The organism is Thiomonas sp., from assembly GCF_034007205.1.
Classification (GTDB): Bacteria; Pseudomonadota; Gammaproteobacteria; order Burkholderiales; family Burkholderiaceae_C; genus Thiomonas.
Genome location: NZ_JAVERI010000010.1, coordinates 75760 through 99128, shown reverse-complemented (window position 1 = coordinate 99128; position 23369 = coordinate 75760). Strand labels below are relative to the sequence as shown.

At 64.5% G+C, this 23369-nt stretch carries 29 protein-coding genes; 3 read left to right on the top strand and 26 right to left on the bottom strand.

Annotated elements, in window-relative coordinates:
* Positions 1–2: 2 nt before the first annotated feature.
* From RBR52_RS09910 to RBR52_RS09875, 8 genes are read right to left on the bottom strand one after another with little or no spacing between them, the layout of a single operon-like run.
* On the bottom strand, positions 3–380 hold the full coding sequence (locus tag RBR52_RS09910; RefSeq protein ID WP_004629291.1) for a head decoration protein: 378 nt from the start codon (positions 378–380) through the stop codon (positions 3–5).
* Position 381: 1 nt separating this feature from the next.
* On the bottom strand, positions 382–1617 hold the full coding sequence (locus tag RBR52_RS09905; protein ID WP_320377040.1) for a S49 family peptidase: 1236 nt from the start codon (positions 1615–1617) through the stop codon (positions 382–384).
* Positions 1618–1650: 33 nt separating this feature from the next.
* Entirely contained in the window at positions 1651–3162 is a 1512-nt protein-coding gene (locus RBR52_RS09900) for a phage portal protein (protein ID WP_320377039.1), read from the bottom strand.
* The gene (locus RBR52_RS09895) at positions 3162–3383 is read right to left on the bottom strand and encodes a phage head-tail joining protein (protein ID WP_024973197.1); all 222 of its coding nucleotides are present in this window, start codon (positions 3381–3383) and stop codon (positions 3162–3164) included. The genes RBR52_RS09900 and RBR52_RS09895 overlap by 1 nt, the downstream gene beginning before the upstream one ends.
* Positions 3383–3775: a hypothetical protein gene (locus RBR52_RS09890; RefSeq protein ID WP_320377038.1), complete on the bottom strand. Its 393-nt coding sequence runs from the start codon at positions 3773–3775 to the stop codon at positions 3383–3385. The genes RBR52_RS09895 and RBR52_RS09890 overlap by 1 nt, the downstream gene beginning before the upstream one ends.
* Positions 3775–4266, bottom strand: coding sequence for a hypothetical protein (locus RBR52_RS09885; RefSeq protein ID WP_004629282.1), 492 nt, complete (start codon positions 4264–4266; stop codon positions 3775–3777). Before RBR52_RS09885 ends, RBR52_RS09890 begins: the two co-directional genes overlap by 1 nt.
* A gap of 30 nt (positions 4267–4296) precedes the next feature.
* The gene (locus tag RBR52_RS09880) at positions 4297–6255 is read right to left on the bottom strand and encodes a phage terminase large subunit family protein (protein ID WP_320377037.1); all 1959 of its coding nucleotides are present in this window, start codon (positions 6253–6255) and stop codon (positions 4297–4299) included.
* On the bottom strand, positions 6255–6800 hold the full coding sequence (locus RBR52_RS09875; protein WP_320377036.1) for an elements of external origin: 546 nt from the start codon (positions 6798–6800) through the stop codon (positions 6255–6257). The genes RBR52_RS09880 and RBR52_RS09875 overlap by 1 nt, the downstream gene beginning before the upstream one ends.
* 106 nt (positions 6801–6906) lie before the next feature.
* Here RBR52_RS09875 and RBR52_RS09870 point away from each other — a divergent pair, with 106 nt between their 5' ends.
* Together RBR52_RS09870 and RBR52_RS09865 are read left to right on the top strand one after the other, a co-directional pair.
* Entirely contained in the window at positions 6907–7113 is a 207-nt protein-coding gene (locus tag RBR52_RS09870) for a DUF6900 domain-containing protein (RefSeq protein ID WP_320377035.1), read from the top strand.
* 95 nt (positions 7114–7208) lie between these two features.
* Positions 7209–7757, top strand: coding sequence for a DUF3489 domain-containing protein (locus RBR52_RS09865; protein ID WP_320377034.1), 549 nt, complete (start codon positions 7209–7211; stop codon positions 7755–7757).
* Here the strand turns inward: RBR52_RS09865 and RBR52_RS09860 are convergent.
* Positions 7737–8360: an HNH endonuclease signature motif containing protein gene (locus RBR52_RS09860; protein ID WP_320377033.1), complete on the bottom strand. Its 624-nt coding sequence runs from the start codon at positions 8358–8360 to the stop codon at positions 7737–7739. The two genes, RBR52_RS09865 and RBR52_RS09860, sit on opposite strands and share 21 nt — an antisense overlap.
* A 90-nt stretch (positions 8361–8450) precedes the next feature.
* Here RBR52_RS09860 and RBR52_RS09855 point away from each other — a divergent pair, with 90 nt between their 5' ends.
* The gene (locus tag RBR52_RS09855; RefSeq protein WP_320377032.1) at positions 8451–8762 is read left to right on the top strand and encodes a hypothetical protein; all 312 of its coding nucleotides are present in this window, start codon (positions 8451–8453) and stop codon (positions 8760–8762) included.
* A 3-nt stretch (positions 8763–8765) separates the two neighbouring features.
* Here the strand turns inward: RBR52_RS09855 and RBR52_RS09850 are convergent.
* The 17 genes from RBR52_RS09850 to RBR52_RS09770 all read right to left on the bottom strand — a co-directional run bounded on the left by RBR52_RS09850 (position 8766) and on the right by RBR52_RS09770 (position 23287).
* Positions 8766–9630 (bottom strand): IS5 family transposase gene (locus tag RBR52_RS09850; RefSeq protein WP_320377031.1). Its coding sequence is split into 2 segments (ribosomal slippage): positions 8766–9213 and positions 9212–9630, totalling 867 coding nucleotides; the frame shifts between segments, so codons are not numbered across the junction.
* Positions 9631–9716: 86 nt separating this feature from the next.
* Positions 9717–10979 carry a site-specific DNA-methyltransferase gene (locus RBR52_RS09845; RefSeq protein WP_320377030.1) on the bottom strand — a complete coding sequence of 421 codons (1263 nt, stop codon included), beginning with the start codon at positions 10977–10979 and terminating at the stop codon, positions 9717–9719.
* Entirely contained in the window at positions 10976–12391 is a 1416-nt protein-coding gene (locus RBR52_RS09840) for a site-specific DNA-methyltransferase (RefSeq protein WP_320377029.1), read from the bottom strand. Before RBR52_RS09840 ends, RBR52_RS09845 begins: the two co-directional genes overlap by 4 nt.
* 345 nt (positions 12392–12736) lie before the next feature.
* A complete protein-coding gene (locus RBR52_RS09835; protein ID WP_095558449.1) occupies positions 12737–13153 on the bottom strand; it encodes a DUF6362 family protein in 417 nt (138 codons plus the stop codon).
* Entirely contained in the window at positions 13146–13349 is a 204-nt protein-coding gene (locus RBR52_RS09830; protein ID WP_009238689.1) for a hypothetical protein, read from the bottom strand. Before RBR52_RS09830 ends, RBR52_RS09835 begins: the two co-directional genes overlap by 8 nt.
* A 1-nt stretch (position 13350) precedes the next feature.
* Entirely contained in the window at positions 13351–13827 is a 477-nt protein-coding gene (locus tag RBR52_RS09825; protein ID WP_320377028.1) for a hypothetical protein, read from the bottom strand.
* Positions 13828–13968: 141 nt separating this feature from the next.
* Positions 13969–16269, bottom strand: a complete 2301-nt coding sequence (locus RBR52_RS09820) for a phage/plasmid primase, P4 family (RefSeq protein WP_320377027.1) — start codon at positions 16267–16269, stop codon at positions 13969–13971.
* Positions 16266–16511, bottom strand: a complete 246-nt coding sequence (locus tag RBR52_RS09815) for a hypothetical protein (RefSeq protein WP_009238686.1) — start codon at positions 16509–16511, stop codon at positions 16266–16268. Before RBR52_RS09815 ends, RBR52_RS09820 begins: the two co-directional genes overlap by 4 nt.
* Positions 16508–17242, bottom strand: a complete 735-nt coding sequence (locus tag RBR52_RS09810; RefSeq protein ID WP_320377026.1) for a hypothetical protein — start codon at positions 17240–17242, stop codon at positions 16508–16510. Before RBR52_RS09810 ends, RBR52_RS09815 begins: the two co-directional genes overlap by 4 nt.
* The gene (locus RBR52_RS09805) at positions 17239–17739 is read right to left on the bottom strand and encodes a DUF6511 domain-containing protein (protein WP_320377025.1); all 501 of its coding nucleotides are present in this window, start codon (positions 17737–17739) and stop codon (positions 17239–17241) included. Before RBR52_RS09805 ends, RBR52_RS09810 begins: the two co-directional genes overlap by 4 nt.
* Positions 17736–18590 carry a P63C domain-containing protein gene (locus RBR52_RS09800; protein ID WP_009238683.1) on the bottom strand — a complete coding sequence of 285 codons (855 nt, stop codon included), beginning with the start codon at positions 18588–18590 and terminating at the stop codon, positions 17736–17738. The genes RBR52_RS09805 and RBR52_RS09800 overlap by 4 nt, the downstream gene beginning before the upstream one ends.
* Positions 18591–18601: 11 nt before the next feature.
* A complete protein-coding gene (locus RBR52_RS09795; protein WP_320377024.1) occupies positions 18602–19225 on the bottom strand; it encodes a hypothetical protein in 624 nt (207 codons plus the stop codon).
* A 5-nt stretch (positions 19226–19230) separates the two neighbouring features.
* The gene (locus RBR52_RS09790; RefSeq protein WP_320377023.1) at positions 19231–20079 is read right to left on the bottom strand and encodes an ATP-binding protein; all 849 of its coding nucleotides are present in this window, start codon (positions 20077–20079) and stop codon (positions 19231–19233) included.
* On the bottom strand, positions 20076–20558 hold the full coding sequence (locus tag RBR52_RS09785) for a hypothetical protein (RefSeq protein WP_009238680.1): 483 nt from the start codon (positions 20556–20558) through the stop codon (positions 20076–20078). The genes RBR52_RS09790 and RBR52_RS09785 overlap by 4 nt, the downstream gene beginning before the upstream one ends.
* 11 nt (positions 20559–20569) lie before the next feature.
* A complete protein-coding gene (locus RBR52_RS09780; RefSeq protein WP_054286341.1) occupies positions 20570–20827 on the bottom strand; it encodes a helix-turn-helix transcriptional regulator in 258 nt (85 codons plus the stop codon).
* 85 nt (positions 20828–20912) lie between these two features.
* Positions 20913–21851: a hypothetical protein gene (locus tag RBR52_RS09775; protein ID WP_320377022.1), complete on the bottom strand. Its 939-nt coding sequence runs from the start codon at positions 21849–21851 to the stop codon at positions 20913–20915.
* Between the two features lie 11 nt (positions 21852–21862).
* Entirely contained in the window at positions 21863–23287 is a 1425-nt protein-coding gene (locus RBR52_RS09770) for a hypothetical protein (RefSeq protein WP_320377021.1), read from the bottom strand.
* Between the last annotated feature and the right edge of the window lie 82 nt (positions 23288–23369).

Here is a 23369-nt window from a genome sequence, read left to right as displayed (position 1 = left end):
GGTCAGGCTCCTTGGCGAACGAGCACGCCAAGCGCCTTAAGCTGCGCAATGGCGGTGAGTTTTTCGGCGGTGGTGATGGCGTCGGGCCACGCGAGCGCATGGTGGGCGACGATGGCGTGGCGCGCGACGACGAGACCGTCGTCACGGTCGATCAAGGTGGCGTCGCAGGCCTGTAGCAGCACGCCAGCCGCGACCTGCGTGCCGTCTTCTGCGGACGGATCGAGCTGTTTGAACTTGGCCGTTGCGGTGACGATGCCGACCACCGTGCCCAGCGGCAGGTTCTGGCCCGAAGCGACCGTGACGCGGTCGCGCGAGTAAAGGTTGGGGGCTTCGTACTTGAGCAGGTCGCCCAGGTTCAGAGGTTCGGCGAGAGCGGGCATCTCAGATCTCCTTCTTGGTGGATTGCGCTGCGATCTGCTTGGCGGCGTCGATCAGCGGATTGCTGGCCACAGGGCGCGCGGCATCGGGGGCGATGCGGCTGGTGATTTCGGGACTGGCTTCGGCCTGCGCCGCAAGCAGTTGGCTGCGCACCTTGGCGGGCGAGGACTGGGCTTCGAGGAAGCCCGCAATCAGGTCGGTTCGCCCGGCCAACGTGCAGGTCTGGGCGATTTCGACGGCGTCGGCCACGCTCAGCGCGGTGGAGGCGGCGGACGGTTGAGGAGGACTGCCAGCAGGATCAGCAAGAGGCCGATCAGGAGCAGCGGGGTCGGTTCGATCATTCATGGAAGACTCCATCTGGTGGTTGCGAAGAAAGCCCGCTTGGCTGGCCGGAGCCACCTGAGTCGGGAGTGGGGAAAGCGATTGCGTGAGTTGTGTAAGCGCGTCGTCAAGGCTGCCGACGGCGTCGGCCAAACCGGTGGCGACGGCGTCCGGGCCGAAGAACAGACCCGCTTCCGTGGCGCGCACGGCGTTCGCATCGAGGCCGCGATGGCGCGCGACCGTCTCGACGAACAGGTCATAGATGCGATCCACCTCGGCCTTGAGGACGGCGTGGGCTTCGTTGGAGATCGGTTCGTGCGGGTTGAGGTCGTTCTTGCGTTCGCCTGCGAACACGGCGGTGTAGCGAACGCCATCTTGGGCGTCCTTCACCGACTGATCGACGTGCATCGCGATGACGCCGATCGAGCCAACGCCGCCGGTGCGCGCGACGAACACGCGGGTGGCGGCTGACGCCAGCGCATAGGCTGCAGAGAACGCCATGTCGTTGGCCACGGCCCAGACGGGCTTCACTTCCGACGCCGCTCGGATACGGTCGGCCAGATCGAACACGCCGCCCGACTCGCCACCGGGCGAATCAATGTCGAGCAGGATCGCGACGATCTCAGGGCTGGCCAACGCCGCATCCAGTTGCGCGGCGATGCCGGTGTAGCTGGCGAGACCCGATTCGGCTTCGATGCCCGAGGTTCGGCGTACCAGCGTGCCGTGGATCGGGATGACGGCGACCTTGCTGCTCGGAGGCCCGGGCGCGCGGGCCACAGGCGTGTAACCCACGGGCGCAGTGAGGTCGGCGAGGCCGACGCGTGCGCCGAGCACGGAGAGGATGACGTCGAGTTTCGGGCGATGGATCGCCAGCGGCACGCCGAACAGGCGCGCCGCCAGATGGGGTAGCACGGTCATGGGAATCCTTATGGAAGGCTGTCTGGCAGCCGTTCAGGAAGACGTTTGGCTGCCGGTGATGTCCAGCGCGTTGGCGCTGCGGTTGGGTTCAGCACTGCCACCGTCCTTGGACGTGTAGCGAGGGTCGGAGTCGAAGATCAAGCCGAGGTCGTCGGCGCGCTGGTTGTCGGCCGCAATCTCGCGGTCGACGTCCTCGGCGTCGTAGCCGTTTGCCGAGATGGCTTCCGAGCGACTCATCAGGCCCGCGCGGATCGCCAGCAACATCGCCTTGAATTCCTTCTCGGGATCGACCCACTGCCAGCCCTGGGGAATCCACTTCACCGCGAGGTACTGGCGGCGACGGGCTGGCCCGCCACGCGCGAACCCGGGGGCTTCGATTGCACCGGCAAGCACCGCCTGCTTCATCCAGGCTGCCCACACCGGACGGCACATCTGATGCACCAGCACCCCGTGCTGCACCATCTCGCAGCGACGCCGGAACTCCAGCATCCCGGCGCGGATGGACGAGTAGTTCACGCCGGTCAGATCGCCGGTCAACTGCTCGTAGGTGATGCCAATGGCGGCGGCAACCGCGCGGAACTGGGTGCGCAGGAATTCGGAGTACGAACCGCCCACGTCAGCGGGGTCGGAGAACTTGATGTCCTCTCCGGGCTCCAGAATCTGCAGCGTTCCCGGCTCCAGCCCGGCGAGCGCAATCCCGTCGGCGTCCGATGCGCCTTCGCCCATCAGGTTGTCCTCGGGGTTGGCGCGCGTGACGAAGCCCGCGAACATCGCGGCGGTTTTCTTGCGCACCAGCTCGGCGTCGTCGTACTGGTCGAGCTCGTTGAGCTTGACCAGGGCTCGTGACAACCACGGTTCGCCCCGGATCTGGCCTGGGCGCAGCACGCGGAACAGGTGAATGATCTCCTTGGCATCGATGCGCACCGTGTCCATCCCGCCCTGGCCCGACATCGGGGCCAAACGCCCGTCCTCCGGGTGCGAGCGGTACAGGTGGTAGGCCACGCGCCGCCCCAGGCTGTCGAACTCAATGCCGGAGCGCACGACGTTGCCGGACGGCAGATCGGTGTTCAGGTTGATGGGCAGGTGCTCGGGCTCCAGCAACTGGAGCTGCAGGGGGACCGACAGGCCATCCTCCGGACGGCGTGGCCGCAGTCGGATCAGGCATTCGCCACCTTCGAGCATCGCCCGACACGCCAGGGCCTGCAGGCCATAGAAGTCGGTCTGTCCGGCCGCGTCGGCTTCCTCGACCCAATCGCGCCACAGTGCCTGCACCTCGGCCTTGAACCGTTCGTCGCCAGACAGGCTTTGCGGCTTGATGCCGGTGCCGACCGCATTGGCTACGAAGGCTTCGATACCGGCCTGCGCCCAGGCATTGCGCCGAACGAGGTCCCGGCTCTTACCGCGCAGTTCGGCGTTGGTCGCCAGCATCGCAGCGACCGCGCCGGGGTTGCCGGGCATCCACGCCAGCGAGCGGCGGCCACGCCCCGCCGCCTCGTGGACGGGAGGCTGACCAAAAAGGCTACGGAGTTTGGAGTACCAGGCCATCAGAACCCCTTCGACGTCGTGACACGGATCTGGCGCGGCGCACCGGGCAGCAACCCGGTTTCAGCCGCCTGCTGCAGCAGTCCGCGCCTGACCTCGCGGATAGCGGCCATCAGTTCGTCAACCGAGCGGTACTCGACCGTCTTGTCGGCAAAGGTCACCCGCCGTTCGCCCTTGGCTAGTGCGGATTCCAGGGCCTGGAGCTGGGTTTCTGTGTAGGCCATCAGCGGTACACCACGAGATTGATTTCGGAGGAGTCGTCGAACGACGTTGCTGTCGTCGCGCAGGAGATGTCGACGTACTGGGCCGTTTTCAGGTCGGAGCTGGCGCGAACGACAGCCACACGCTGCTGGCCGCTGTTGCTGCTGCTGCGTGCGAGCGCCGTCCAGCAGTAGTTCGCATCCGGCATCGCCAGCGCAAAATGCACGCGGTACCGGCCCGCCGCTGTACGCACGACGCTGGCCACGTTGTGCGCGCTGCCGATCACGATCTGACCGCCCACGTAGCCAAAGCTCACCCACACCCGAGCAAGTCCAGGGTGCGTGGCGTCGATCTTGGTCTTGACCTCGAAGCCGATGCGCGCAGCCAGGGCGGCGATGCGGGACGCGAGGCTCATCAGGCCAGCGCCCCGTCGAAGATCACGACGAAGTCCGTGTCGGTGTTGCCAACATCGACGGCCGCAACCGCGCCAATGTTGGTGCGCGCCTGAAGTTGCTCGGCAACGGTCAGGGTTTGCGCCGCGTCGTACCGCACCCGCAGATTGACGGCAGCGAGGAGCGCGTCCAGGCCCGTAGTGCCGTTCTGCAGCAACTGCTGGATCTCCACCAGGGTGTCGTAGGCGGCGTCTGCTCCACCGAGGATGTCGGCCTTGAGCGCGTCGAGCAGCGACACGATCTTGTTCGACGAGTAGGTGGTTGAGGTGGCGATCTGGTTGTCGTCGATGGCGGTTGCGGAGAGCACCGCCGCCTTCAGTTCGTTTATCGCCGCGACCAGACTTGACTTGTCGGTGGTGGACAGGCTGGCTAGGTTTCCCGCCGTCGCCCGGACGTCGTTGAACTCCTGGGCGACCCGGATGACCAGGCTCTCGATACGGGTGGCAAGACTCATTTGTTCTCCTTGGTTTGAAGGCGACGGCCATCAGCGAAGCCAACGGCTTCGGATGACGCGTCGACCGGTATTGCGGGTTCCAGAAGCAGCGAGGCCACCGCTGGGGGTGGCCTCGTTCAATTCGATGTTGTGAATGGGCGGTGGCGCATCCGGTGGGGGCGCCACCCCAAGTTGACGCTCCAACTCCCGCCAGTGGCGATCCTCGAAGCGGTCCAGTCCCGCCGCCGACGCGGCGGCGCGGGCGTAGACGTAGCAGTCGAGCGCTTCGTTGCGCTCTCGCATCTTTTGCCATTCGCGCACCGGGAATCCGTTGCGGTCGCGGCGCGTGATCAGTTGCTCGGCGCAGAGCTGCTGGATGAACTCGGCGTCGATCTTGGGCAAATGGACGAACCCGGCTGGAAACACCGGGGTCGAGCCGTCCTCGCCCACATCCGCGCTCTTGCGCAGGTTGTTGTAGAACTCCAGCTTGGCGATCCCAACCGCCACCGTGAACACCTTGATGCCTCGGCGCAGTTTCTTGCCACCCTGCGACACATCGATGGCTGTCGGTGTGCCGATCAGTGCGGCACCGCGCGGCACGCCCTTGACCGCCATCACGCGCGGATCGTGGCAGGCTCGCACGAAGGCGTAAGCCTCCTGCGTGGCAAAGCCGGTGTCCAGCGCGAAGCGCGCCAGTGGCATCGCCACCCCCGAGGCGTGCGTCCAGTTCTCGGCCAGCATCGCGGCCAGCGCCTTCCACACCGCGTCCCGTGCGGTATAGCCCATCAGGACTCGGTGCTCGATGAGCCAGGACTCCTTGCCGCGCCCAAAGGCCCAGATCGAGGCCTCGATGCGATCCTTCTGGACGTCGGCCGCACCCACCAACAGCAGGCCTCCCTGTGGAACGGTGCCCACGGAATAGTCCTCGCGGCGCTCGACCAGCCGTTGCCAGTCGGGCGCTTCGCCTTCCTCGACCCAGGTCTCGCCCAGCTCGGTGTTCTTGAAAGTCTTGATCGCGGCGGCCGATCCCGACTCCTTGTTGACGGCGGCTTCCCACGCCGCAGCGATGTCACGCCAGGATCGCCAGCCAACGGGGCTGTAGAGCGACGACAGGTGAAAGCCAGCCGTCTTGCCCTGTGCCATCGAACGCCATTCGCCACGCTCCAGCATCCACGTCTTGTGATGCTCGGAAATCGCGGTGTCGCAGGACTCGCAGATGTAGGCGGCGGTTTCCGGTTGCCCCCTGTCCCAGCGCAGTTGCTCGAAGCGCAACCATTGCGGGTGGTTGCAGTGTGGGCACGGCACGAAGTAGCGGCGCTGGTCGCTGGCCTCGTATTCGCGTTCGATGGCCGAGGCGCCCGAGATCGTCGGCGTCGACACGATAAAGATCTTGCGCCGGGCAAAGGTGCGCGTGCGCGCCTCGGCCAGCGAGATCGCGTCGCCTTCGCCCTCGACGTCCAGGGGGTAGCCGTCCACCTCGTCGAGGAACAGGTAGCGCACCGGCATCGAGCGCAAGCCCACCGCACTGTTAGCACCGGTCATCACCAGCACGCCGCCCCGGAACTCCTTGGCCAGGATCGTGTTGCCCGAGTCGCGGCTGCGCGCCGGTGCGATCAGTTCGGCCAACGCGGCTGACTCCTCGATCAGCGGATCGATCCGCTGCTTGGAGTTGCGCTTGGCCATCTCCACCGTCGGCCAGACCGCCATCATCGGCCCCGGCGCGTGGTGGATGACATAGCCGATCCAGTTCGACCCCATCTCGGTCGCACCGAGCTGCGCTGCCTTCATGAACACCACACGCTCGACCGGCGAGGTCGGCGACAGGCAGTCCATGATGGCCTTCAGGTACGGCGTGCGACTGGTGCGCCAGCGCCCCGGCTCGGCAGACGCCTTGCTGGAGAGCATCCGGTGGCGATCTGACCATTCCGATACCGTGAGCAGCTGGTCGGGAGTAAGCCCGTCGCGCCACGCCCGCTCGATCTCCTGCGCGCCTTCGTAGTCCATCGTCATCAATCCACGCGCGGGCGCAGCTCGCCCAGCTCAATCAGGTGCTCGCGCACGGCAGCCTCCAGGGCCACGTGCATCTGGTGCGCATCGACACCGAGCGTGGATGCCATCTGCCCCGAGATACGCGCGGGCCAGTTCAACCACGCGTCGCGCTCGATGCGCGCAAGTTTGAACACGTGGGCCACGGCCTGCGCCCGATCCACCAGCTCCTTCTTGCGGTACGCCAGCTCCACCTTATTGAGCTGGGCTTTGAGCACTTCGTTGACGGTGCGTGCCTGTAGCAGCGATGTCCCGCCCGTCGACAACGGTGGGGTGCCGGGTTCGGTCACCTCACGCTCAGGCAGTACGCGCGCCTTCGCGGGGCTGACCTTCTCCGGCGCTGCCGCCTTGCGGGGTTGCAATGTGTTTTGTGCCCACTGCGCGTCGGCGGTATCCGGATCAATCGTGCCGTCTGGCAGCGGTGTGATCCGCCCGGTGTCGATGGCCTTCTTCACGGCCACGTGCGACACGCCACGGTGGCGCGCGTAGGCGCGAATGGAAAGTCCCATCGTCACCTTCAATCATTTGTTCGTCATGTCCGCAGATTGAGCTTGGCTTCCATCGGGAACAGCGCGTTCATCACGTCACGCCAACCAACCCCGAAAGGAAAACGCCATGAGCCAGATCGACACCATCCTCACCCTCATCGCCCAGAAGCATCTCGACATCGAAACCCTGCAGACCCGCAACGCCGACAGCCTCGACTTCCACGACACGGCGGTGTGGTGCCTCAAGGACGCGTTGGAAGCGGCCTTTAAGGCGGGCGTCGAATTCGGCGCATCGAGCCCGAAGGCCTCGGAAGCGGAAATCGCCAAGGACTGATCAGAAACCGACGAAGCCAAGCAGAAAGCGCTTGGCTTCAGTCCCAGACAGCGCGTTCATCACATCGTCATCCACCACCCCCGAAGGAGCAGCCCATGACCACCACCAACCTGACCCCGGCCCAGCACGCCATCCTGGCCAAGGCCATCAACACCAGCAGCGGCAAGATCGACTGGTTCCCCGACAACATCAAAGGCGGCGCGCGCAAGAAGGTGCTCGACGGGATGTTCAACCGTGCCCTGATCACCAACGACGGCACCGACTGGTTCGTCGCCGCCGAGGGCTACAACGCACTGGGCATGAAACGCCCGGACGTCACCCCGCCGATACCGGAAGTCGATGCCGAACTGGAGCACGCTGTGGCCACCGCCGAAGCGACGTGGACGCAAGCACCGGCGCAGGCCAAGCCGCGCACCCGCGACAACAGCAAGCAAGCCGACGTGATCCGGATGCTGCAACGCCCCGAAGGCGCAACCATCGGCCAGATCTGCACCGCCACCGGTTGGCAGGCGCACACAGTGCGCGGCACCTTCGCCGGGGCCTTCAAGAAAAGGCTGGGCCTGACGATCGTGTCGGACAAGCAGCAAGGCGGCGAGCGGGTGTACCGCATCGCCGAAGCGAAATCAGCGCAAGAGGCGGGTTAGCCCATCCCAACTGTCTACGGTGGGGGCCCGTTCGCGGGGATCGGTAAACCCGACCTCCTCAAGCGTCCAGTGCCCGCGTCCAAACTGACACATGCCGCAAGCCGCAACCAAATTGCCTTCTTCGTTGGTGCCACCTCGACTGTGCGGAAGAATGTGGTCAAGTGTTGCGGTCAACGCACTCAGCGCGTAGTGCTTGTCGCGATTGACCCGACCCCATCGCGCCACCGAGGGGAACATCTCCACAAGCAACTTTCTTGCTTTCGGGGAAATGACCTTGATATTGCAGAAGCGACAGCGCCAACCATCGCGCTGGTAGATCCCGTACTCAACCGACGAACTGGGCATACGCTGTTTAATTCGCTCAGTCAGGACATCGGTGGGCATACGAGACTGCCAGTGGATCGCTGGATCGACTTTTCCGGTGATGCGTTGCGCAAACTCACCGAGGATCGGCAGATCTGCTTTGGCAATCAACTGTTTCGCATCTTCCTCACGACCTTCAAGTACAGCGTCTGCAGCCAGCGACAACCAGTCTGCCGCCAAGTCCAGTTCAGGAATCGGCGGCAAGAAACATTGGCGAGATCTGTCAGATGGTTTGAGCATCGAAAGATTTTCTCTCAGTGAGCTTGGCTTCTCAATCGAACAGCGCGTTACTACGGGTGTCGCAACGATCAACCCGAAGGAGCAGCCACCATGACCACCAGCCAGATCCCCGCCACCCAGAACGAAGCCAGGGGCTTTTGGGGCACGATGAACGAACACGCCAGCACGGCTTGGCCCCTGGCAATGGCCGCCATCTCGGACGCCACCAGCCAGCCGCTCGAATCGGTCAGGGTCTTCCTCGACAGCCGCCACGGTCGCCACTTTGCCGACGACGTCCAGAACGGGCTTTACGAGGGTAAGGCCATGGCGGACGCGATCAACGCAGCCACCCAGCGTTGGATGGGCTGGACGATTGGCCGTCAAACCAGCAAGCAATACGGCATCCCGCGCGGCCTGCCTTAGAACTTATCCGTAAATAATGTTGATGCTCAACGGCACTTTGCGGAACGCGATGATGGCTGCGGCGAGATGGTTGAGTGCGACGAAGCTGCGTTCGAGTTTTTCATAGCGCACGAGCAACTTGCGGAAGCGATTGAACCAGCTATGGCAGACTTCGACAACCCAACGCCGCGCCGTCTTGCCGGGCTGGCGCCGCTTGGTGTCGGCTTCCTTACGGCGATCGACGACGTGCGCGATGTAGCCATGGCTGTCGATGATGCGCGAGACTTCTGCGCTGCGGTAGCCGGCATCGGCGCACAGGTGTTTGCTGCGCCGCAACGGCGGGCTCTTTCGCTTGACGACGATGGCGCTGAGTACCTGCTCGATGCGCTTGCCATCATTGACGTTGGCTGCGGTCACGACGATCGACAACGGGACGCCACGCCCGTCCACCAGCAGGTGGCGCTTGCTGCCTTTTTTTTCCCCGATCCGTCGGGTTGGGGCCGACAGCTTCTTGGGCCAGCGGCGCTTTGAACATGGCCCCATCAATGCTCTGCCAGCGCCAAGCGATGCCGGCCATCTCGTCGTACTCGGCCAGGCCGGCCTTCCACAGCGCCTCGAAGAAGCCCGCGCGCTCCCACTCGAGGAAGCGCTTGTGCACTGCGCTGGCGCTGCCAAAACGCTCCTTGGGCAGCGCCTTCCACTGGCAGCCCGTGCGCAGCACGTACACGATGGCCTCGAAAACCTGCCGTGCAGGCTTGGGTGGTCGCCCTGCGCCGGGCTTGCGCAAGTACTGCTTTCGCGCAACTGGCACACGCGCCGGCACCAGCGGCTCCACCCGCGCCCAGAACACATCCGATACGACCCACGACTCAAGTCGCTTGGTTGCCATCTGCCTGCTCCGACGCCGCGCTCCATGCGGCTCGGGCAGACATTCTACTATTTACGGATAAGCTCTTACCTGACGGGCTTTGTGATTCACTGCGAGATCGTCGAGGAATCGCTGGCCGCCTGATCAAGCACCGCGCCATCCGCCTCGCGGGTGGCCTGCTTGCCAGTGAACTCCTCCCACCGGCGCACGATCACATCCACGTACTTCGGGTCGAGTTCGATCAGTCGCGCAGAGCGGCCTGACTTCTCGGCAGCAATCAGCGTGGTTCCAGAGCCACCGAACGGGTCGAGAACCACGTTGCCGGGTCGGCTCGAATTGCGGATAGCACGCTCGACCAACTCCACCGGCTTCATCGTCGGGTGCAGGTCGTTCTTCTGCGGCTTCTTGATGTTCCAGACGTCCCCCTGGTCGCGGTCACCACACCAGTGGCGTGTCGCCCCCTCGGGCCATCCGTAGAGGATCGGCTCGTACTGGCGCTGGTAGTCGGCGCGCCCCAGGGTGAAGGTGTTCTTGGCCCAGATGATGAAGGTCGACCATTTGCCACCGGCGGCGCGGAAGGCAGCCTGCAGCACATCCAGTTCGCTGGAGGACATCGCCACGTAAATACCGCCCCGGCAATGAACCACGGTGGGCGTCAGGGCCGCCAGCAGGAAGTCGTAGAAGCCGTCACCCAGGTTGTCGTTCAGGATCGCGCGATCCTTGCCGCGCATCTTGTCCTTGGCGCTGTTGGCGTAGTTCACGTTGTACGGTGGGTCGGTGAAGACCATGTCCGCCACCGCGCCTTGCATCAACCGCTCGTAGCTCTCGGCCACGGTCGAGTCGCCGCACAGCAGCCGGTGCTGGCCCATGATCCAGACATCGCCTGGGCGGGAGATGGGCGTCTCGCTGACCTCGGGTACCGCATCCTCATCGGTCTGGCCCTCGTTGTCGGGCTCATCGCCCGCGATCAGTTCGGCCAAGGCGTCGGCGTCGAAGCCGGTGATGTCCAGATCGAAGCCTTCGAGTTGCAAGGCTTCCAGTTCGATCCTCAGCATGGCGTCGTCCCAACCCGCGTTTTCGGCGATACGGTTGTCCGCAATGACCAGGGCCCGGCGCTGGGTCGGCGTCAGGTGATCGAGCACGACCACCGGTACTCGTTCCAGACCCAGCTTCTGGGCGGCGGCGAGACGACCGTGGCCAGCGACGATGATGCCGTCGCTGCCCGCCAGGATCGGATTGGTAAATCCGAACTCCGCGATGCTGGCGGCGATCTGCGCCACCTGCTCCTCGGAATGGGTGCGCGCGTTGCGGGCGTAGGGCAGCAACTTGGCGGTCGGCCACTGTTCGATCTTGTCGGCCAGCCAGTTCATGCCACCACCTCGGCATCAGGGGTGGTGGCGCGCTCAGCGGCGACCTGCTCGAAGGACTGACCGGTGGAGAGCAAGGTGACCGGTATGCCGGGGTGGTTCTGCTGGAACCGCTTGATGGCCACGTCCACGTACTGCGGGGCGATTTCCACGCTGCAGCAGATCCGACCGGTGCGCTCGGCGGCCAGCATCGTCGTGCCGCTGCCGCCGAAGGGCTCAAACACGATGTCGCCCGCGTCCGTGTAGGCCTCGATCACGAACTCCGGCAGCGCCACCGGAAACACAGCCGGGTGGTCGATGTCCTGCCCGATCTTGCCCTTGTGGCGCATCACGCGGATCACAGCGTCGGGGATGCGGGTGTCTTGCGTGGGCAGCCCCTTGTGCGTCCAGCCGCCCACCTCGCCATCCTTGCCGCGCATGGCCGTGGACGACCCGTCGGCGCGCAGGTGGGACTCCTGGCCCGCATGCTTGCAGGGGACGGTCTTGTTGGGCTTGCGGCTTTCACGGTTGAAGTGAAAGACGAACTCAAAGCTCGGTGCCAGTCGGCCCTGCCAGTCGCCGGGCATCCCTGGCCCCTGATCCCAGACGTACCAGGCAAAGCGCCGCCAGCCCTGCTGGCGCATCCAAGATAGCCAAGCGTCCCAATACGGGATCACCTCGTTGTCGCGGTGGATCAGGCCCAGGTTGACCAGCACCTGACCGTCGCCTGCCATCGGCAGGTGCGCAAACACGCCACGCATCAGGCCATCCCAATCGGAGATGCCGCCCGAGGTGTAGTCACGCTGGTTGCCGTAGGGCGGCGAGGTGAAGCACAGGCGAGAGACTTCACCCTGCATCAGCGCAGCGACCACGTCCCGGTCGGTGGCGTCGCCACAAATCAGGCGGTGCGCTCCAATGGCCCAGACATCGCCGGAGCGGGATACCGCCACGAAGGGTACTTCCGGCACGTCGTCGGCCGCGTCAGACTCGTCAGGTTCGGACGCTGATTCATCATCCGCGACGGCCACCGCGCCGGTGAGCAGTGCCTCGATCTCGGCATCCTCGAATCCGGTCAGGGCGAGGTCGTATCCCACGTCGGACAGCTCAGCCAGTTCCAGGGCCAGCATCTCCTCGTCCCAGCCCGCATCCAGTGCCAGCCGGTTGTCGGCGATCACGAGTGCCCGCTTCTGCGCGACGGTCAGGTGGGCCAGTTCGATCACCGGCACCTGATCCAGGCCGAGCTTGCGCGCAGCGGCCAAACGCCCGTGCCCGGCGATGATGCCGTTGTCGCCGTCGACCAGGATCGGATTCGTCCAGCCGTACTCGACGATGCTGGCCGCGATCTTGGCGATCTGGCTTTCGGCGTGCGTGCGCGGATTGCGGGCGTAGGGAATCAGCGCCTCGACCTTGCGGTACTCGACGTTGAGCGTGTTCAAAGTGGGAATCCCAAAAGCAAAACCCGCCGAGCGTTGCCGCAGGGCGGGTTGGTTGAATGAAGATTCTGGTGGGGTGGTAACTGCGCCTGGGGGTGGTAACCGGAGCCGGTAACCTGGCCGACTGGTAACCTTGCCCGTACCCTGACGCTAAAAAAGCGTCGCGCTCGCGCCCCCCGCATGGCGATTCGGGAAGGAAGGACCCCTTTTGCCTCGGGCCGCTCGCCGAACCGTCACCGCTGTCCAGAAGATAGCTGAAATACTACCCCCGACCGGGGTGATTTGTTGCAGCCTCGGCGAGCGTCAAAAGGGACAAACGCAGGAAACGAAGGACAAACGCGGCAAGCATTACCCTGCTTGGCCTACGATTTTGGAAGGCGCACGGATGCCTTCGCTGTTGAGCTTCTCGGCCACGATCTCCAGCGCCCGCTGCCAGCGACGCCACGCCGTCGTGCGGTCGCAGGCAAAGCGGATCGTGATGTCTCGCCAGCCGTAGCGCTTGGCGCGCATCCACACCAGATGTCGTTGCTCGACCTCCAACCACTGCACCCACTTCATCGTCTCCAGCATCCGGTCGATGGCGTCCGGAGCGGGTGGGAACGGTCGATAGACGTGCTCATCGGCTGCGAACGTCTCCCACTCCTTGCGCACGATGACGGGCCATGTGTTGAAGTAGCCCTGCACACGCACAGGGGGCAGGCGTCGTCCGGTGCTGGCGGCCTCCTCGAAGCGGGCCGCCACATCCTCAATCGTCCATTCAGCCATGACGAGCCCCTCCGTACAAGCGTTCGCCAATGCGGCGCACGATCTCTCGCTCGATGAAGTCCAGACGTTCGTCGGATGCGTTGACCACCAGGATGTGTTGGTCGCGCCAGCCACGTTCCTTGATGGCGTCCAGATCGGTGGCCTGGGGTTGCAGTCGCCCGAGGGGGCAGCGGTACTGGGGTGTGGGAACTTTCATTTCACACCTCCTGGCCATCGTCGTGATGCTGGATGGCCCAGTGCAGCAGTGCCAGGGCATCGGCCTCGTTGTCGTCGACCGGCGTGTGCCCGCGCGCGGTGACGGAAGCGATGACATCTTCCTTCCCAGCGTTGCCTTTGCCCGTGGCGTGCTTCTTGATCGTGCCGACAGGCACGCCTTGGTACGGGATCTGATGGTGCTCACACCAGGCCGTGAGCGTGGCAAGGAAACCGCCGTAGGCGTGGGCAGCGTCGGTCGAGACGTGGCGACGCACCTCTTCGAAGTGCAGACAGTCGATGCCGTCGCAGGTTTGCTTGATCTCGCTGAGCCAGCGTTTGAACCGCAGGAAGCGCATTCCGCCGCCTTCGAAGCGCTGCGGCCGGAAGCTCTCGGAGCCGCTCGTGATGTGGCCGTCGCTGCCGCGCAGCGCCCAGCCGGTGGTGGTGCCCAGATCGAGGGCGAGGATGGTTGTGATCATGGTGTCAGTCCTTATCCGGTGCAGATCTGACGCAGCTGACACTTCGTGACGAAACTCTCCATGAGGCGCGCGCACACGCGCACGCGTAGGGGTTACGACAAACTGCGTCAGCTGCGTCAGACTGCTTGGTTTTCACAGGGGTCAGTCGTCCGCGTAGGGGGTGTAGGCAGGGGTCGGCGGGTGCTTGAGGCCAATGCCCTGAAACCCGCGCACGCCCATCCCGTTGCGCCATTTGTCCAACCCGCGTGTGATGAGCAGATCGGAGAAGCGGCGTTGTGCGCCGACAAACTCGCCAGAAGCTTCAGCCCACTGCTTCCAGTCGTTGAACAACTCGGCGGTCAATGACTTGGCGTTGGGCTCGCGCACGCAGCGCTCATCGAGCCAGCGACCCAGGGCGTCCTCGGCTTCGAAATACTCCTCGGTGGCGTCCACCACGCGCTGCGGTGGAGAGAGTCGTCCGTGGCGCTGCCAGTCGAGACAGCCCTGCACGGCCCACCCGAGGATGCCGTCACGTTCGGCCAAGAGCTTCTGTTGCAGGTTCTTGTCGCGGCGCTCGGGCGGCACGGTGATCGTGAAAGGGATCAGGTGCAGCCTGCGTTTCATCGCCTCGTCGATATTGCGAATGGCAGGCTTGTGGTTGCCCGCCACGAACAACTTGAACTGCGGGAAGAACTCGAAGAAGTCCTGGCGCATGAAGCGCGCCGAGATCTTGTCCCCACCGGTGAGGTTCTTGAGCTTGGACTCGGCCCAGCGTTTGCCCTGTTCAGTTTCGATGGCCGCCACGAAGCGCGCGCCACGCAGTCCCGCCATATCGGTCGGGTGCCGGTCGGTGCGCGTTTCCATGAACGTGTCCATCGGCGCGTTGGTCGCGTAATCACCCAGGATGGTGGCCAGCGTGTTGACGAACACCGACTTGCCGTTCGCGCCTGTGCCGTACAGGAAAAACAGCGCGTGCTCTTGCGTCGACCCGGTCAGCGCGTAGCCGACCATCCGTTGCAGATAGGACTGCAGTTCCTGGTCGCCGCCCGTGACCTCGTCGATGAACTGCCTCCAGGTCGGGCAGTCGCCGCTGGGCGTGGCTGTGGTGATCTTGGTCATCCGATCGGCGCGCTCGTGCGGGCGCATCCGGCCTGTCTTGAGATCGACCACACCGCCCGGTGTGTTGAGCAGCCACGGATCTGCATCCCATTCGTCGGTGGTGGCCGCGTGCCGGCGGTCAGCACGCGCCAGACGTTCCACACCGCCGACCGTTCCTGCGCTGGCCAATTTGGCGGCGACCTTGGGGTTGTCGGCGCGCACAGCCGTCTGGCGGCAGACGCTGCGGATCAAGTCCGTGGCCGCCAGCGTGTCCTCGGTGCGCCAGCGTTGCCCGTCCCAGACCAGCCACTTGCCCCAGCCAGCCACGTAGCGCCAGTCGCGGTGGTAGCGGCGCGTGAAGGACAGCGCCAGCGCGTCCTCCGTACCCCAGACGGATTCGTCGCTGCTAACGACTGGATCAACGTCATCGGCCACGTCGTGCATCTGCAGGCGCGGCCCGTGGGTGAGGAATGTGGCGACATCAAAGCCCTCGGCGATGGCATCGGCCACGTCCCAGCCCTCTGCAGCCTCTTCGGGCGGATAGAGAACGTGGCAGGATTTGGCCCCCGCCGACAAGATGGCCTGTGCCGCCTGCGTGGCGTACTCCCAGCCCGGCTTGTCGCGGTCGGGCCAGATCAGCACGGCCTTTCCGGCCAATGGCGACCAGTCGGTCTTTTCAACCGGAGCGTTCGCGCCGTGCATCGCCGTGGTGGCCACGATGCCCGCGTCGATCAGGGCCTGCGCGCACTTCTCGCCTTCGACCAGCACCACCTGCGCGGTACTGGTCATCCCTGGCTGGTTGTAGAGCGGACGCGGGTCGGGCGGTGCCATCTTGCGCCGCTTCGCATCCCAGGGCCGGAACTGCTTCTTCTGTCCGGGCGGGTCGTAGCGGTAGACGACGGCGATGAGATGGCCTTGGGCGTCGAGATAGTCCCACTTCGCGGTGGCGGGGCCGAGTTCGTCGACCGGCACGTCCTTCTTGTTGGCCTTGCGTACTGGTGCGGAACGCGAGCGTCCGATCAGATCGGCGGCGGCGTCGAGCACGCGCGGGAAGTCGTTGAGCACGTCGATACCGAGGTGCGCGGCAATCAGTGCATAGATGTCGCCACCGTCGCCGGTGGCGCGATCTGTCCACAGTCCAGCCTTCTCGCCATCGAGCACCACCTCGAGGCTGTCGCCGGGACTACCCAGCACGTCTCCGATCAGGAACTTGCCACGGCGCTTCTTGCCCGCCGGGAACAAGGTGATCAGAACTGATTCAAGACGCGCGAGCAGTTCGGCACGCAGTTCTTCGCGTTCGGCATCGCCGAGGGTGCGGCGGGTGGGGTCGGGCAGTGGCGCGATGTCGTTGAAGTCGAGGGTCATTCGGCCTCCTCAACATCGGCGTCCCCGTTGCGCCCCTGCGCGGCGGTGCTGCGCGCGGCCCACGCGGACAGTTCTGATGGTCGATAGCGCACCAGACCGCCCATCAGGTAGTGGGGAATCTTGTACTTGCTGCGCATCTGCGGATCAGCAAACCAGTAGTACGGCAGTCGCAGTGCGGCAGCGGCCTGCTTGGCGTCGATCATCGGTTCGACGCCACCGATGAATTGCGTGTCGTTGCTCATGTTGTCCTCCAGCAGCGGTCTTGCCACGCGCACATCCGGCATTCGAAGTGGGTCGGATCGTGGAAGGCGCGTGGCAGAAGCTCGCCAGCCTCGGTCGCCGTGATGACCTTCACTGCCCGATCCGACATGCGTTGGGCCAGCGCCGCGTCAAAGGGCACGAGCTCGGTGTAGATCTCCATCGTGTCGGCGTTGAGCGCCGTGAAGATCGCCGGGTGCTCGTGCAGTTCGAGATAGGCTTGGTAAATCGCCACTTGCGCGGCGTAGATGGGCTTGGAGATGGCCAAGCCCTTTTTTTCCAGGTCGCTCCAGGACTTGTTGCCCAGGCACTTGCACTCCCACAACGCGGGATAGGCGAAGCCCTCTGGGCCCCCGACGAAGACGCCGTCGACGTGTCCCTGCAGGCGACCATCAGCCACCGAGAAGCCGAACTGCTCGCCATCGGCCTTTCGGGTGCGCAAGTCAAAACCTGCGTCCCGCAGCCACGTGACCATGCAGTCCTCCATGACATGGCCACGCTCGAAGATACGCAGCATCCGGCCCGGGGTGTCCCGCCCGTGGTCGATGGGAGCCTTGGCGTACTCGAACTGCAGCGCACGCTCGCAGGCCACCCCGAGGCGCGAGGCCCCGAGGTACCGGCGCTCAGACTGGCGGGCGCGGGCCTGCTGCAACCCGGCGTCGACCAGGGCGGTGACCTGGCCCGCGATGCTCGATGAGGAATTGAAGTCCATCATGGCTTTTTCCCCTTCGGTTCTTCCCAGGGCAGGTCGTCCTCCAGATCCGCGAACGGATTGGCGGCTTCGGGTGCCAGCGGATCGGGCGTGGGCGACAAGCCCCGCACGGGCGGAAACTTGCTGGACTCGTGGTGCGCGACCATTGCGTCCGACCAGCAAGTGACGATGGCGTCGATCACCCGCAGGGCCTCGGCCTCGGAGTAATCACCCAGCGGCTTTGTGAAGCCGATCTCGCCCGCTGCCTCGCCGAAGGCCTTGAGGCACTGGCGCATTGCGGCCAGTTCGACGTCAGACGGATCAATCATGGCGACCTCCGTCTTGTCGATGCGACCTTCCTTGGCCCGCTGCCAGTTGCCGTACAGCGCGTGAAATGCGTCCTGGCAGCGACGCGAGCAGAACACCCAGTCGATGGGATAGCGCCGGGGATCGCCCACACCGTGGCGGTTGTCGGTGTGGCCGTAGCCCCGGGCCTGTCGTTTGCAGACCCAGCATTTCACGCCCCCTCCTCGAGTTCATCGAGCAGCAGGCCCAACTGCAGGGCAGCGCCAGCAAAGGCGGCCTCGCAGCGGCGCTTGAAGTCGGGATAGCTCATCGAGCTGCGCGCAATCGCCGTGACCGCGTGAATCTGCGACTCCAGATGCGCGAGCCCCTGATCGGACAGCCACTGGTGGTGCTTCTGCGAGATGCCCTTGCGATTGCGAATCTCGCCCAGCAAGTCCTCCGGGAGCACCGGCCCATAGACCCAGCGCAGCGTGATCTGGCCGACGACGTGCGGAGGGTTCTGGTCGTGGCCCTGGTACTTCCAGCCGAACAACCGATAGATGGCGCGGTAGTAGTCCGGGTGGAAGCGGCGCTCCCACGATGCGCACGACTGGCGCAGCAACTTGGAGATCAGCTCCTGCAGCGCATCCGGTGCGCGGTGGTGCTGGTAGCCAGTGGCCTCGTCGATCAGCGCAACCTCGCCGGTGGTGGCAAGAGCGCGCATGATCGTCAGGCAGTTACCGACGATGCCTTGGCGTGCGCGGTGCAGCGTGCCTGCAATGGCTGCGTCCACCACGGAGGTGGCCACGTCCGCGATGATGCCTGCAGGGAAGAACTGGGTCTGGCGTCCCGATGGCAGCAAAATCGGCCCGGATGATTTCTCCAATAGAGACAATGAGTTAGGTGCAATGTCAGCCAGAAAACGGGCGAAACGGCCACCCTTGTGCGATTCGTGAAAACCGAGGAGCTTGGCCAGTTCCTTGCGGACGTAGCCGCGCTCGCCGGTGGTGAGCACAACCGCCTCGCAGTCGAGATCGCCGAAATGCACGACGCCGTAGTGGCTGGCAGTGAGGATGGATGCGTTCATGGCCACCTCCCTCACTGCGCCCACGACGGTTTGCCCGTCACGGGTGCGCGTTGCGGAGCCGGTGCTTGGTACGCGGGTGCTGCCTGCGCCGGAGCCCCGGAAGATCCGCCGCCCGAAGCCTTGGTCGGCACACCCATCAACTTGGCGTAGTCGGGGTGATCGGGTTCGACCGCCACTTTGACCACGTTGCGGTCCTGGCCCTTGGCGTCCTTCTCGATGTCGACGCGGGCGAGGAACTCCAGGCCATCCAGTTCATGGAAGCCCTGGATGCGGCGCGCAGAAGAAGCCTGTGGGCTGTTGTCCTGCGGGTGGACGTTGCGGGCGCTGTTGAGCGCGGCGCGGATGAAGCTGCGCCCCATCTGGCCCCAGGTTGGCCCCTTCTTGGAGTGCAGGCCGATGTTGCTCCACATCTTGCGCTTGGCGTGGTCACCAGCGGTGACCACGAATTCGGCGGCGAGATAGACGGAGCCGGTCTCGAAAGACTCGGTGGCGTAGCCACCGCCCCAGCCTTGCGACGGGTCGTCGTAGCCACCGGGCTTGATGGTCATGCGCACCGGGACAACGGTGCCCTTGGGGATCAGATCGAAGCCGGATTGCTGGGCGTCGGCGTCGTTGAAGTCATTCCATGCGGTCATTGCGATTACTCCTGAGATTCGATGTGTGCGGGGGTGGCGGCGCTGACAGGCACGGCGGAAGCGCCTGCGCACTTGGCGATCAGCGCTCCGAGATGCGGCGGCTCCAGCAGGTCGAGACGACCGCTGCGGTCTTTGGCCGGGAAGCCGTAGGGATTGACGGTGTGCGTGACGAAGGCGCGGTAGGCGCTACCGTCCTCGGCCTTGATCTCGGCCAGCGTCACCACCTCATCGACGATGCCGGGCAGTTCGAGGCTGGTCTTGCTGCCTTCGATCTGCGGTACGAACACCTTGCGGTTGTAGTCGTCCAGGCGCTCGTCGAGGATCGCCACGAACACCACGTTCTTGCCGCGTGCGTGCTGCAGATGGGTCAGCGCGCTGATCATTTCCTGCCCGAGCAGGCCATAGGCCGCGCGCAGGTCGGGCTTGCCGGAGCGGTCGCTGACGGCACCCGGCTGCGTCTTGCACCACGCGAAGCACTGGCGGGACAGCTGGGTGATCGAGTCGAGGAAGAAGGTCTGGTAGCGGTTGAGTTGCGCCGGGTCGCCAAACTTCTCGACGACGTGGTCGTAGTGCGCCTGCGAGAAGGCGCTCTCAGGCGGCAGCGACTTGTCCGGGCCCGCGAGGAACACGAAGAAGTCGCGGCTCTCGGGCCAGGACGCCGGGCGGATGGTGTCGCCCGGCCAGTCGGCCACGGCCAGGTCACCTGCCTCGATGTCGAGAAACAGCGTGGTGGCCGGGTCGAGGTCTTTGAGCCGCGTGGTCTTGCCGATGCCGGACTTGCCCAGCATCAGCAGCTTCACGCCCTTGCGTTCAGCCATGCGCTCGATGGCGGACACGATGGGGAGCTTCTTCATGCGGCACCCCCATCGAGCGTCAGGGTGATGCTCGGCTTGCCTTCCTCGACTGTGCGCGCAGCCGCAAATTGCTCCTGCAGCGCCGTGGGCCAGTTGGTGTAGCGGGACTCGGACACCGACAACTTGATGTCGATGTAGTCCTCGACCTTGTCGCCCGAGGCGGCAATACGCTCGGCCATCTCCTTGAGGATGGTCTGGCTCCAGGTCACCTTTTTGGGGAGCTCGTACTTCACGTGCAGCGCACCGTCGCTGACGTGGGCGGTTCCGAAGTCGCGGCCGGAATCCCGCAGCGCGCTACGTGCCTGCTCGCCGTAGCGCTGGAGCTTGGCGGCATCCAGCTTGGCACGCAGCTGCTTGAGGTAAGCAGTGGCCTCGTCGACATTGCGCTCGGCAGCGACGAAATCGGTGATCGGCAGCGCCACCAACTGGGCGGTGCTCATGGCAGCGAGGTCGGCGGGAAAAATGGTCAGATCGCTCATGGCCGCTCTCCTCACTGGTATGCACGAGTGAAGGTCGAGTGCCGCGAAACGCGACGCTCGAAGGCTTCGACCTCGGAGATCAGGTAGGTGACGCGGGCACCGAGCTTGCAGAAGACCGGGCCGAGTTGTTCCTGCCGCCAGCGGCGCAGGGTCTTGACGGAAAGCCCCCAGCGGATGGCCAGCTCGTTTTCGTCAAGGGCGATGCGCTGTGGCGCACCGGTTTTGGCAGGGATCAGGCCAGATGTTGCGTTAGTGAAGTGGGTTTGCATTTCGATGTGCCTCCTGTATGAAATGGGCACATCGCAGTCTCCGCACGGGTTTATGGGCCGTGTCTGGTTCGATTTATGGGTGCGTTTATGTGTTGCGCCTCACCCGGTATTTCCCATGCGAAACCCACTCAATCACTTCCTCACGTGCAACCTTGTCTCCGAAGGCATCGTCGAAGGACTGGAAGCCGGTGTTGACGGTGACAGCACCATTCACCTCTTTCCACGACATCACGGGCGGGGCACTTCCTTCGCTCCCCCACATCAGCTTGATGATCTTGGCGCGCGCTTCAGTGAGTTCGATGGACGACGCCATGTGCGGGAGCTTGAGCCGCTTGCCATTGAAGAACTGCATCGGCTCCGGCTCACCCACGTTGGTTGCGTAGCCGCGCAGGACACGATCAAAGGCATCGGTATCGAACGCATCTGCGCCATCGGTCACGCGGACGAACTCATCGAGGCCGCGCAGCGTGTGGTCACGTGGCAGCGAGGCATTGGTTCGCCTTGAGCACAGAACAACGCCACCACGCGGCCACACGGCGTCGGCAAGGACTGCGGTGATCTTGTCCTGCGGCGCGCGTGACCATGCTCGGGCAACGAACACCGGTGCGAAATCGTGCGTGCCAGCGATTCGCTGCTCACCGAGGTGCCACAGGTGGTTCGGTGTCCGGCAGATCTGGCTAGAGCGTCGCCGCTCCTCAATGCCGATCAGCGCTGCCAGATCTGCGAGCCAGGAATCCACCTGGATGGAATAGAGGGCAATCCCCGCCAGCGGTTGGACGACGGTTCTTCCGTTCAGCGGACTGCAGTAGCTGTAGCGACCGGCGCCCTCGTCGACATCGACTTCGACCTCCTGTTCGGAATCGAGAAACGGCACCATCACGTGGGTGAGATGGCCTGCGGGCACGATCCAGCGCCGCTGAAGAAACTGCTGGTGGTCGCGCCCGAGCCTGTCGGCCAGCACTGATTCGTCGAGTCGTGGGAGGTTGTCCAGCGCGAGGAAGAAGCTCAGATGCGGCGACGTCATCGGCGTCCTCCTCAGAATTGGCTCAGCACGCCGATCTTGATGAGCTGTTCCTGCACGCGCTTGCGGTCGTCGTCCGTCCTGCTCTTGTCGTTCAGCCCGTTCGGCGCGGTGATCTGGACCGCGACGTTGTGCGCCTTGCGGTGTGGCGTCTTGGACATCCTCATGACCAACTTCACCTGCACGAGCGCGTACTGACTCAGGTCTTCGGCGCAATAGTCCTCATAAGCAACCTGATAGATGTTGCGGCCATCGCGCCGGTCGCGGGTGATTTGCATCTTGCTGGAGAGTTGCCGCACCACATCACGTCCGCCGTACTCTGAGGTCTGCTCGAACGGCTTGGCCACCGTGATCTGCAAGATCGAGATATCGTCGATGCCTGCGACCCGGTCACGTTTGAGGCGGTCGAGCATCCTGGAGGTCGCAAAGCCGAGCAGGTCGAACTGCCGCATGGGCATGTCCTCGATCTGGCCGTTGTGCGCCAACGCGACGTCGCGGAAGGCGGTGGCCAGCTCGCGGCGCGCCTCCCGTTCTTCGCAGAACACGCTGAGCGAGCCAGTCTCCGGCTCCCACGAGAAGCGTGCCGACATCGCGGCGGGTTCCTCGTGGTCGACGACATGCCCGTTCGCCACTTGCTGGAACGTGGCCGTCTTGCCATTGAAGGTCGCCGTCAGCGTGTGCAACAGCGCCGACTGACCGGCTTCGCAATCATCGTCATCACCCTGTTCGCATGACAGATCGCGGCGCGTGAATTGCTCGATCAGGATTTGATCCTTCGGCACCTTCGGGAACAGTTCGGCAATGCGTGTGCGCAACACCTCTTGAACGTCGACCCCAGTCTTCGGCACGACGCCCTTGGGGCCCAGGTAGTGGCTGGAGTAGTGGTCGCTTTTCCACTGGCGATGCATCACTTGCAGATGCTCAGCCTGATCGAAGCGTTCGTCGCGGCGGGCGCCTTGCGCTGGAAAGTCCTGCAAGAGGTGCAGATACAGGGCGCGGCTGTAGCGGTCGCTGGGCGCAGCCAGCACGGCGGCATCGTCCGCACGATCCTCGTTGAGCAGGGACAAGACGGCCTGTGCCCCGTAGTCATCGTCAAGGAGCATCACTCGCTCGGCGGCACACTCGATGCTGTACTGGGCGGCCGCCGGCAATTTGCCAACAGCATGAAAGAGTGCCTGACGCGACTCGACTGGCAACTTGCCCTTGGCCGCTTCTGCCAATGCCTTCAACTCCGGCAGTGCCGTCGCGCTGGCGCGTTCGAGCAGATCCACCAGCAGCCCGGGGCGCGCGACCTTGCGCACGAGGCTGACGAAGTTCTCTGCGTTCGGCAGGATGTTTGCGCCCTCATCGGATCGATGCTCACGCGCACGTTTTGCTGCAGGCTGGCTCGTCGCCAACTTGGTGCTTTTCTTTGTTGTTGAGGCTTGGTCAGCTGGCATAGGCAAGTTCCTTTGACAAAGTGCGCGATTGCGCGAACGGTTAATCGGATGATTCAAAAAACGCCGACGCGAGGTCGGCTCC

What these genes read in the sequence shown, in the direction of transcription:
- RBR52_RS09910 (WP_004629291.1), bottom strand. Translation starts at nt 380, where the DNA reads ATGCCCGCTCTCGCCGAACCTCTGAACCTGGGCGACCTGCTCAAGTAC.
- RBR52_RS09905 (WP_320377040.1), bottom strand. Translation starts at nt 1,617, where the DNA reads ATGACCGTGCTACCCCATCTGGCGGCGCGCCTGTTCGGCGTGCCGCTG.
- RBR52_RS09900 (WP_320377039.1), bottom strand. Translation starts at nt 3,162, where the DNA reads ATGGCCTGGTACTCCAAACTCCGTAGCCTTTTTGGTCAGCCTCCCGTC.
- RBR52_RS09895 (WP_024973197.1), bottom strand. Translation starts at nt 3,383, where the DNA reads ATGGCCTACACAGAAACCCAGCTCCAGGCCCTGGAATCCGCACTAGCC.
- RBR52_RS09890 (WP_320377038.1), bottom strand. Translation starts at nt 3,775, where the DNA reads ATGAGCCTCGCGTCCCGCATCGCCGCCCTGGCTGCGCGCATCGGCTTC.
- RBR52_RS09885 (WP_004629282.1), bottom strand. Translation starts at nt 4,266, where the DNA reads ATGAGTCTTGCCACCCGTATCGAGAGCCTGGTCATCCGGGTCGCCCAG.
- RBR52_RS09880 (WP_320377037.1), bottom strand. Translation starts at nt 6,255, where the DNA reads ATGACGATGGACTACGAAGGCGCGCAGGAGATCGAGCGGGCGTGGCGC.
- RBR52_RS09875 (WP_320377036.1), bottom strand. Translation starts at nt 6,800, where the DNA reads ATGGGACTTTCCATTCGCGCCTACGCGCGCCACCGTGGCGTGTCGCAC.
- RBR52_RS09870 (WP_320377035.1), top strand. Translation starts at nt 6,907, where the DNA reads ATGAGCCAGATCGACACCATCCTCACCCTCATCGCCCAGAAGCATCTC.
- RBR52_RS09865 (WP_320377034.1), top strand. Translation starts at nt 7,209, where the DNA reads ATGACCACCACCAACCTGACCCCGGCCCAGCACGCCATCCTGGCCAAG.
- RBR52_RS09860 (WP_320377033.1), bottom strand. Translation starts at nt 8,360, where the DNA reads ATGCTCAAACCATCTGACAGATCTCGCCAATGTTTCTTGCCGCCGATT.
- RBR52_RS09855 (WP_320377032.1), top strand. Translation starts at nt 8,451, where the DNA reads ATGACCACCAGCCAGATCCCCGCCACCCAGAACGAAGCCAGGGGCTTT.
- RBR52_RS09845 (WP_320377030.1), bottom strand. Translation starts at nt 10,979, where the DNA reads ATGAACTGGCTGGCCGACAAGATCGAACAGTGGCCGACCGCCAAGTTG.
- RBR52_RS09835 (WP_095558449.1), bottom strand. Translation starts at nt 13,153, where the DNA reads ATGGCTGAATGGACGATTGAGGATGTGGCGGCCCGCTTCGAGGAGGCC.
- RBR52_RS09830 (WP_009238689.1), bottom strand. Translation starts at nt 13,349, where the DNA reads ATGAAAGTTCCCACACCCCAGTACCGCTGCCCCCTCGGGCGACTGCAA.
- RBR52_RS09825 (WP_320377028.1), bottom strand. Translation starts at nt 13,827, where the DNA reads ATGATCACAACCATCCTCGCCCTCGATCTGGGCACCACCACCGGCTGG.
- RBR52_RS09820 (WP_320377027.1), bottom strand. Translation starts at nt 16,269, where the DNA reads ATGACCCTCGACTTCAACGACATCGCGCCACTGCCCGACCCCACCCGC.
- RBR52_RS09815 (WP_009238686.1), bottom strand. Translation starts at nt 16,511, where the DNA reads ATGAGCAACGACACGCAATTCATCGGTGGCGTCGAACCGATGATCGAC.
- RBR52_RS09810 (WP_320377026.1), bottom strand. Translation starts at nt 17,242, where the DNA reads ATGATGGACTTCAATTCCTCATCGAGCATCGCGGGCCAGGTCACCGCC.
- RBR52_RS09800 (WP_009238683.1), bottom strand. Translation starts at nt 18,590, where the DNA reads ATGAACGCATCCATCCTCACTGCCAGCCACTACGGCGTCGTGCATTTC.
- RBR52_RS09795 (WP_320377024.1), bottom strand. Translation starts at nt 19,225, where the DNA reads ATGACCGCATGGAATGACTTCAACGACGCCGACGCCCAGCAATCCGGC.
- RBR52_RS09790 (WP_320377023.1), bottom strand. Translation starts at nt 20,079, where the DNA reads ATGAAGAAGCTCCCCATCGTGTCCGCCATCGAGCGCATGGCTGAACGC.
- RBR52_RS09785 (WP_009238680.1), bottom strand. Translation starts at nt 20,558, where the DNA reads ATGAGCGATCTGACCATTTTTCCCGCCGACCTCGCTGCCATGAGCACC.
- RBR52_RS09780 (WP_054286341.1), bottom strand. Translation starts at nt 20,827, where the DNA reads ATGCAAACCCACTTCACTAACGCAACATCTGGCCTGATCCCTGCCAAA.
- RBR52_RS09775 (WP_320377022.1), bottom strand. Translation starts at nt 21,851, where the DNA reads ATGACGTCGCCGCATCTGAGCTTCTTCCTCGCGCTGGACAACCTCCCA.
- RBR52_RS09770 (WP_320377021.1), bottom strand. Translation starts at nt 23,287, where the DNA reads ATGCCAGCTGACCAAGCCTCAACAACAAAGAAAAGCACCAAGTTGGCG.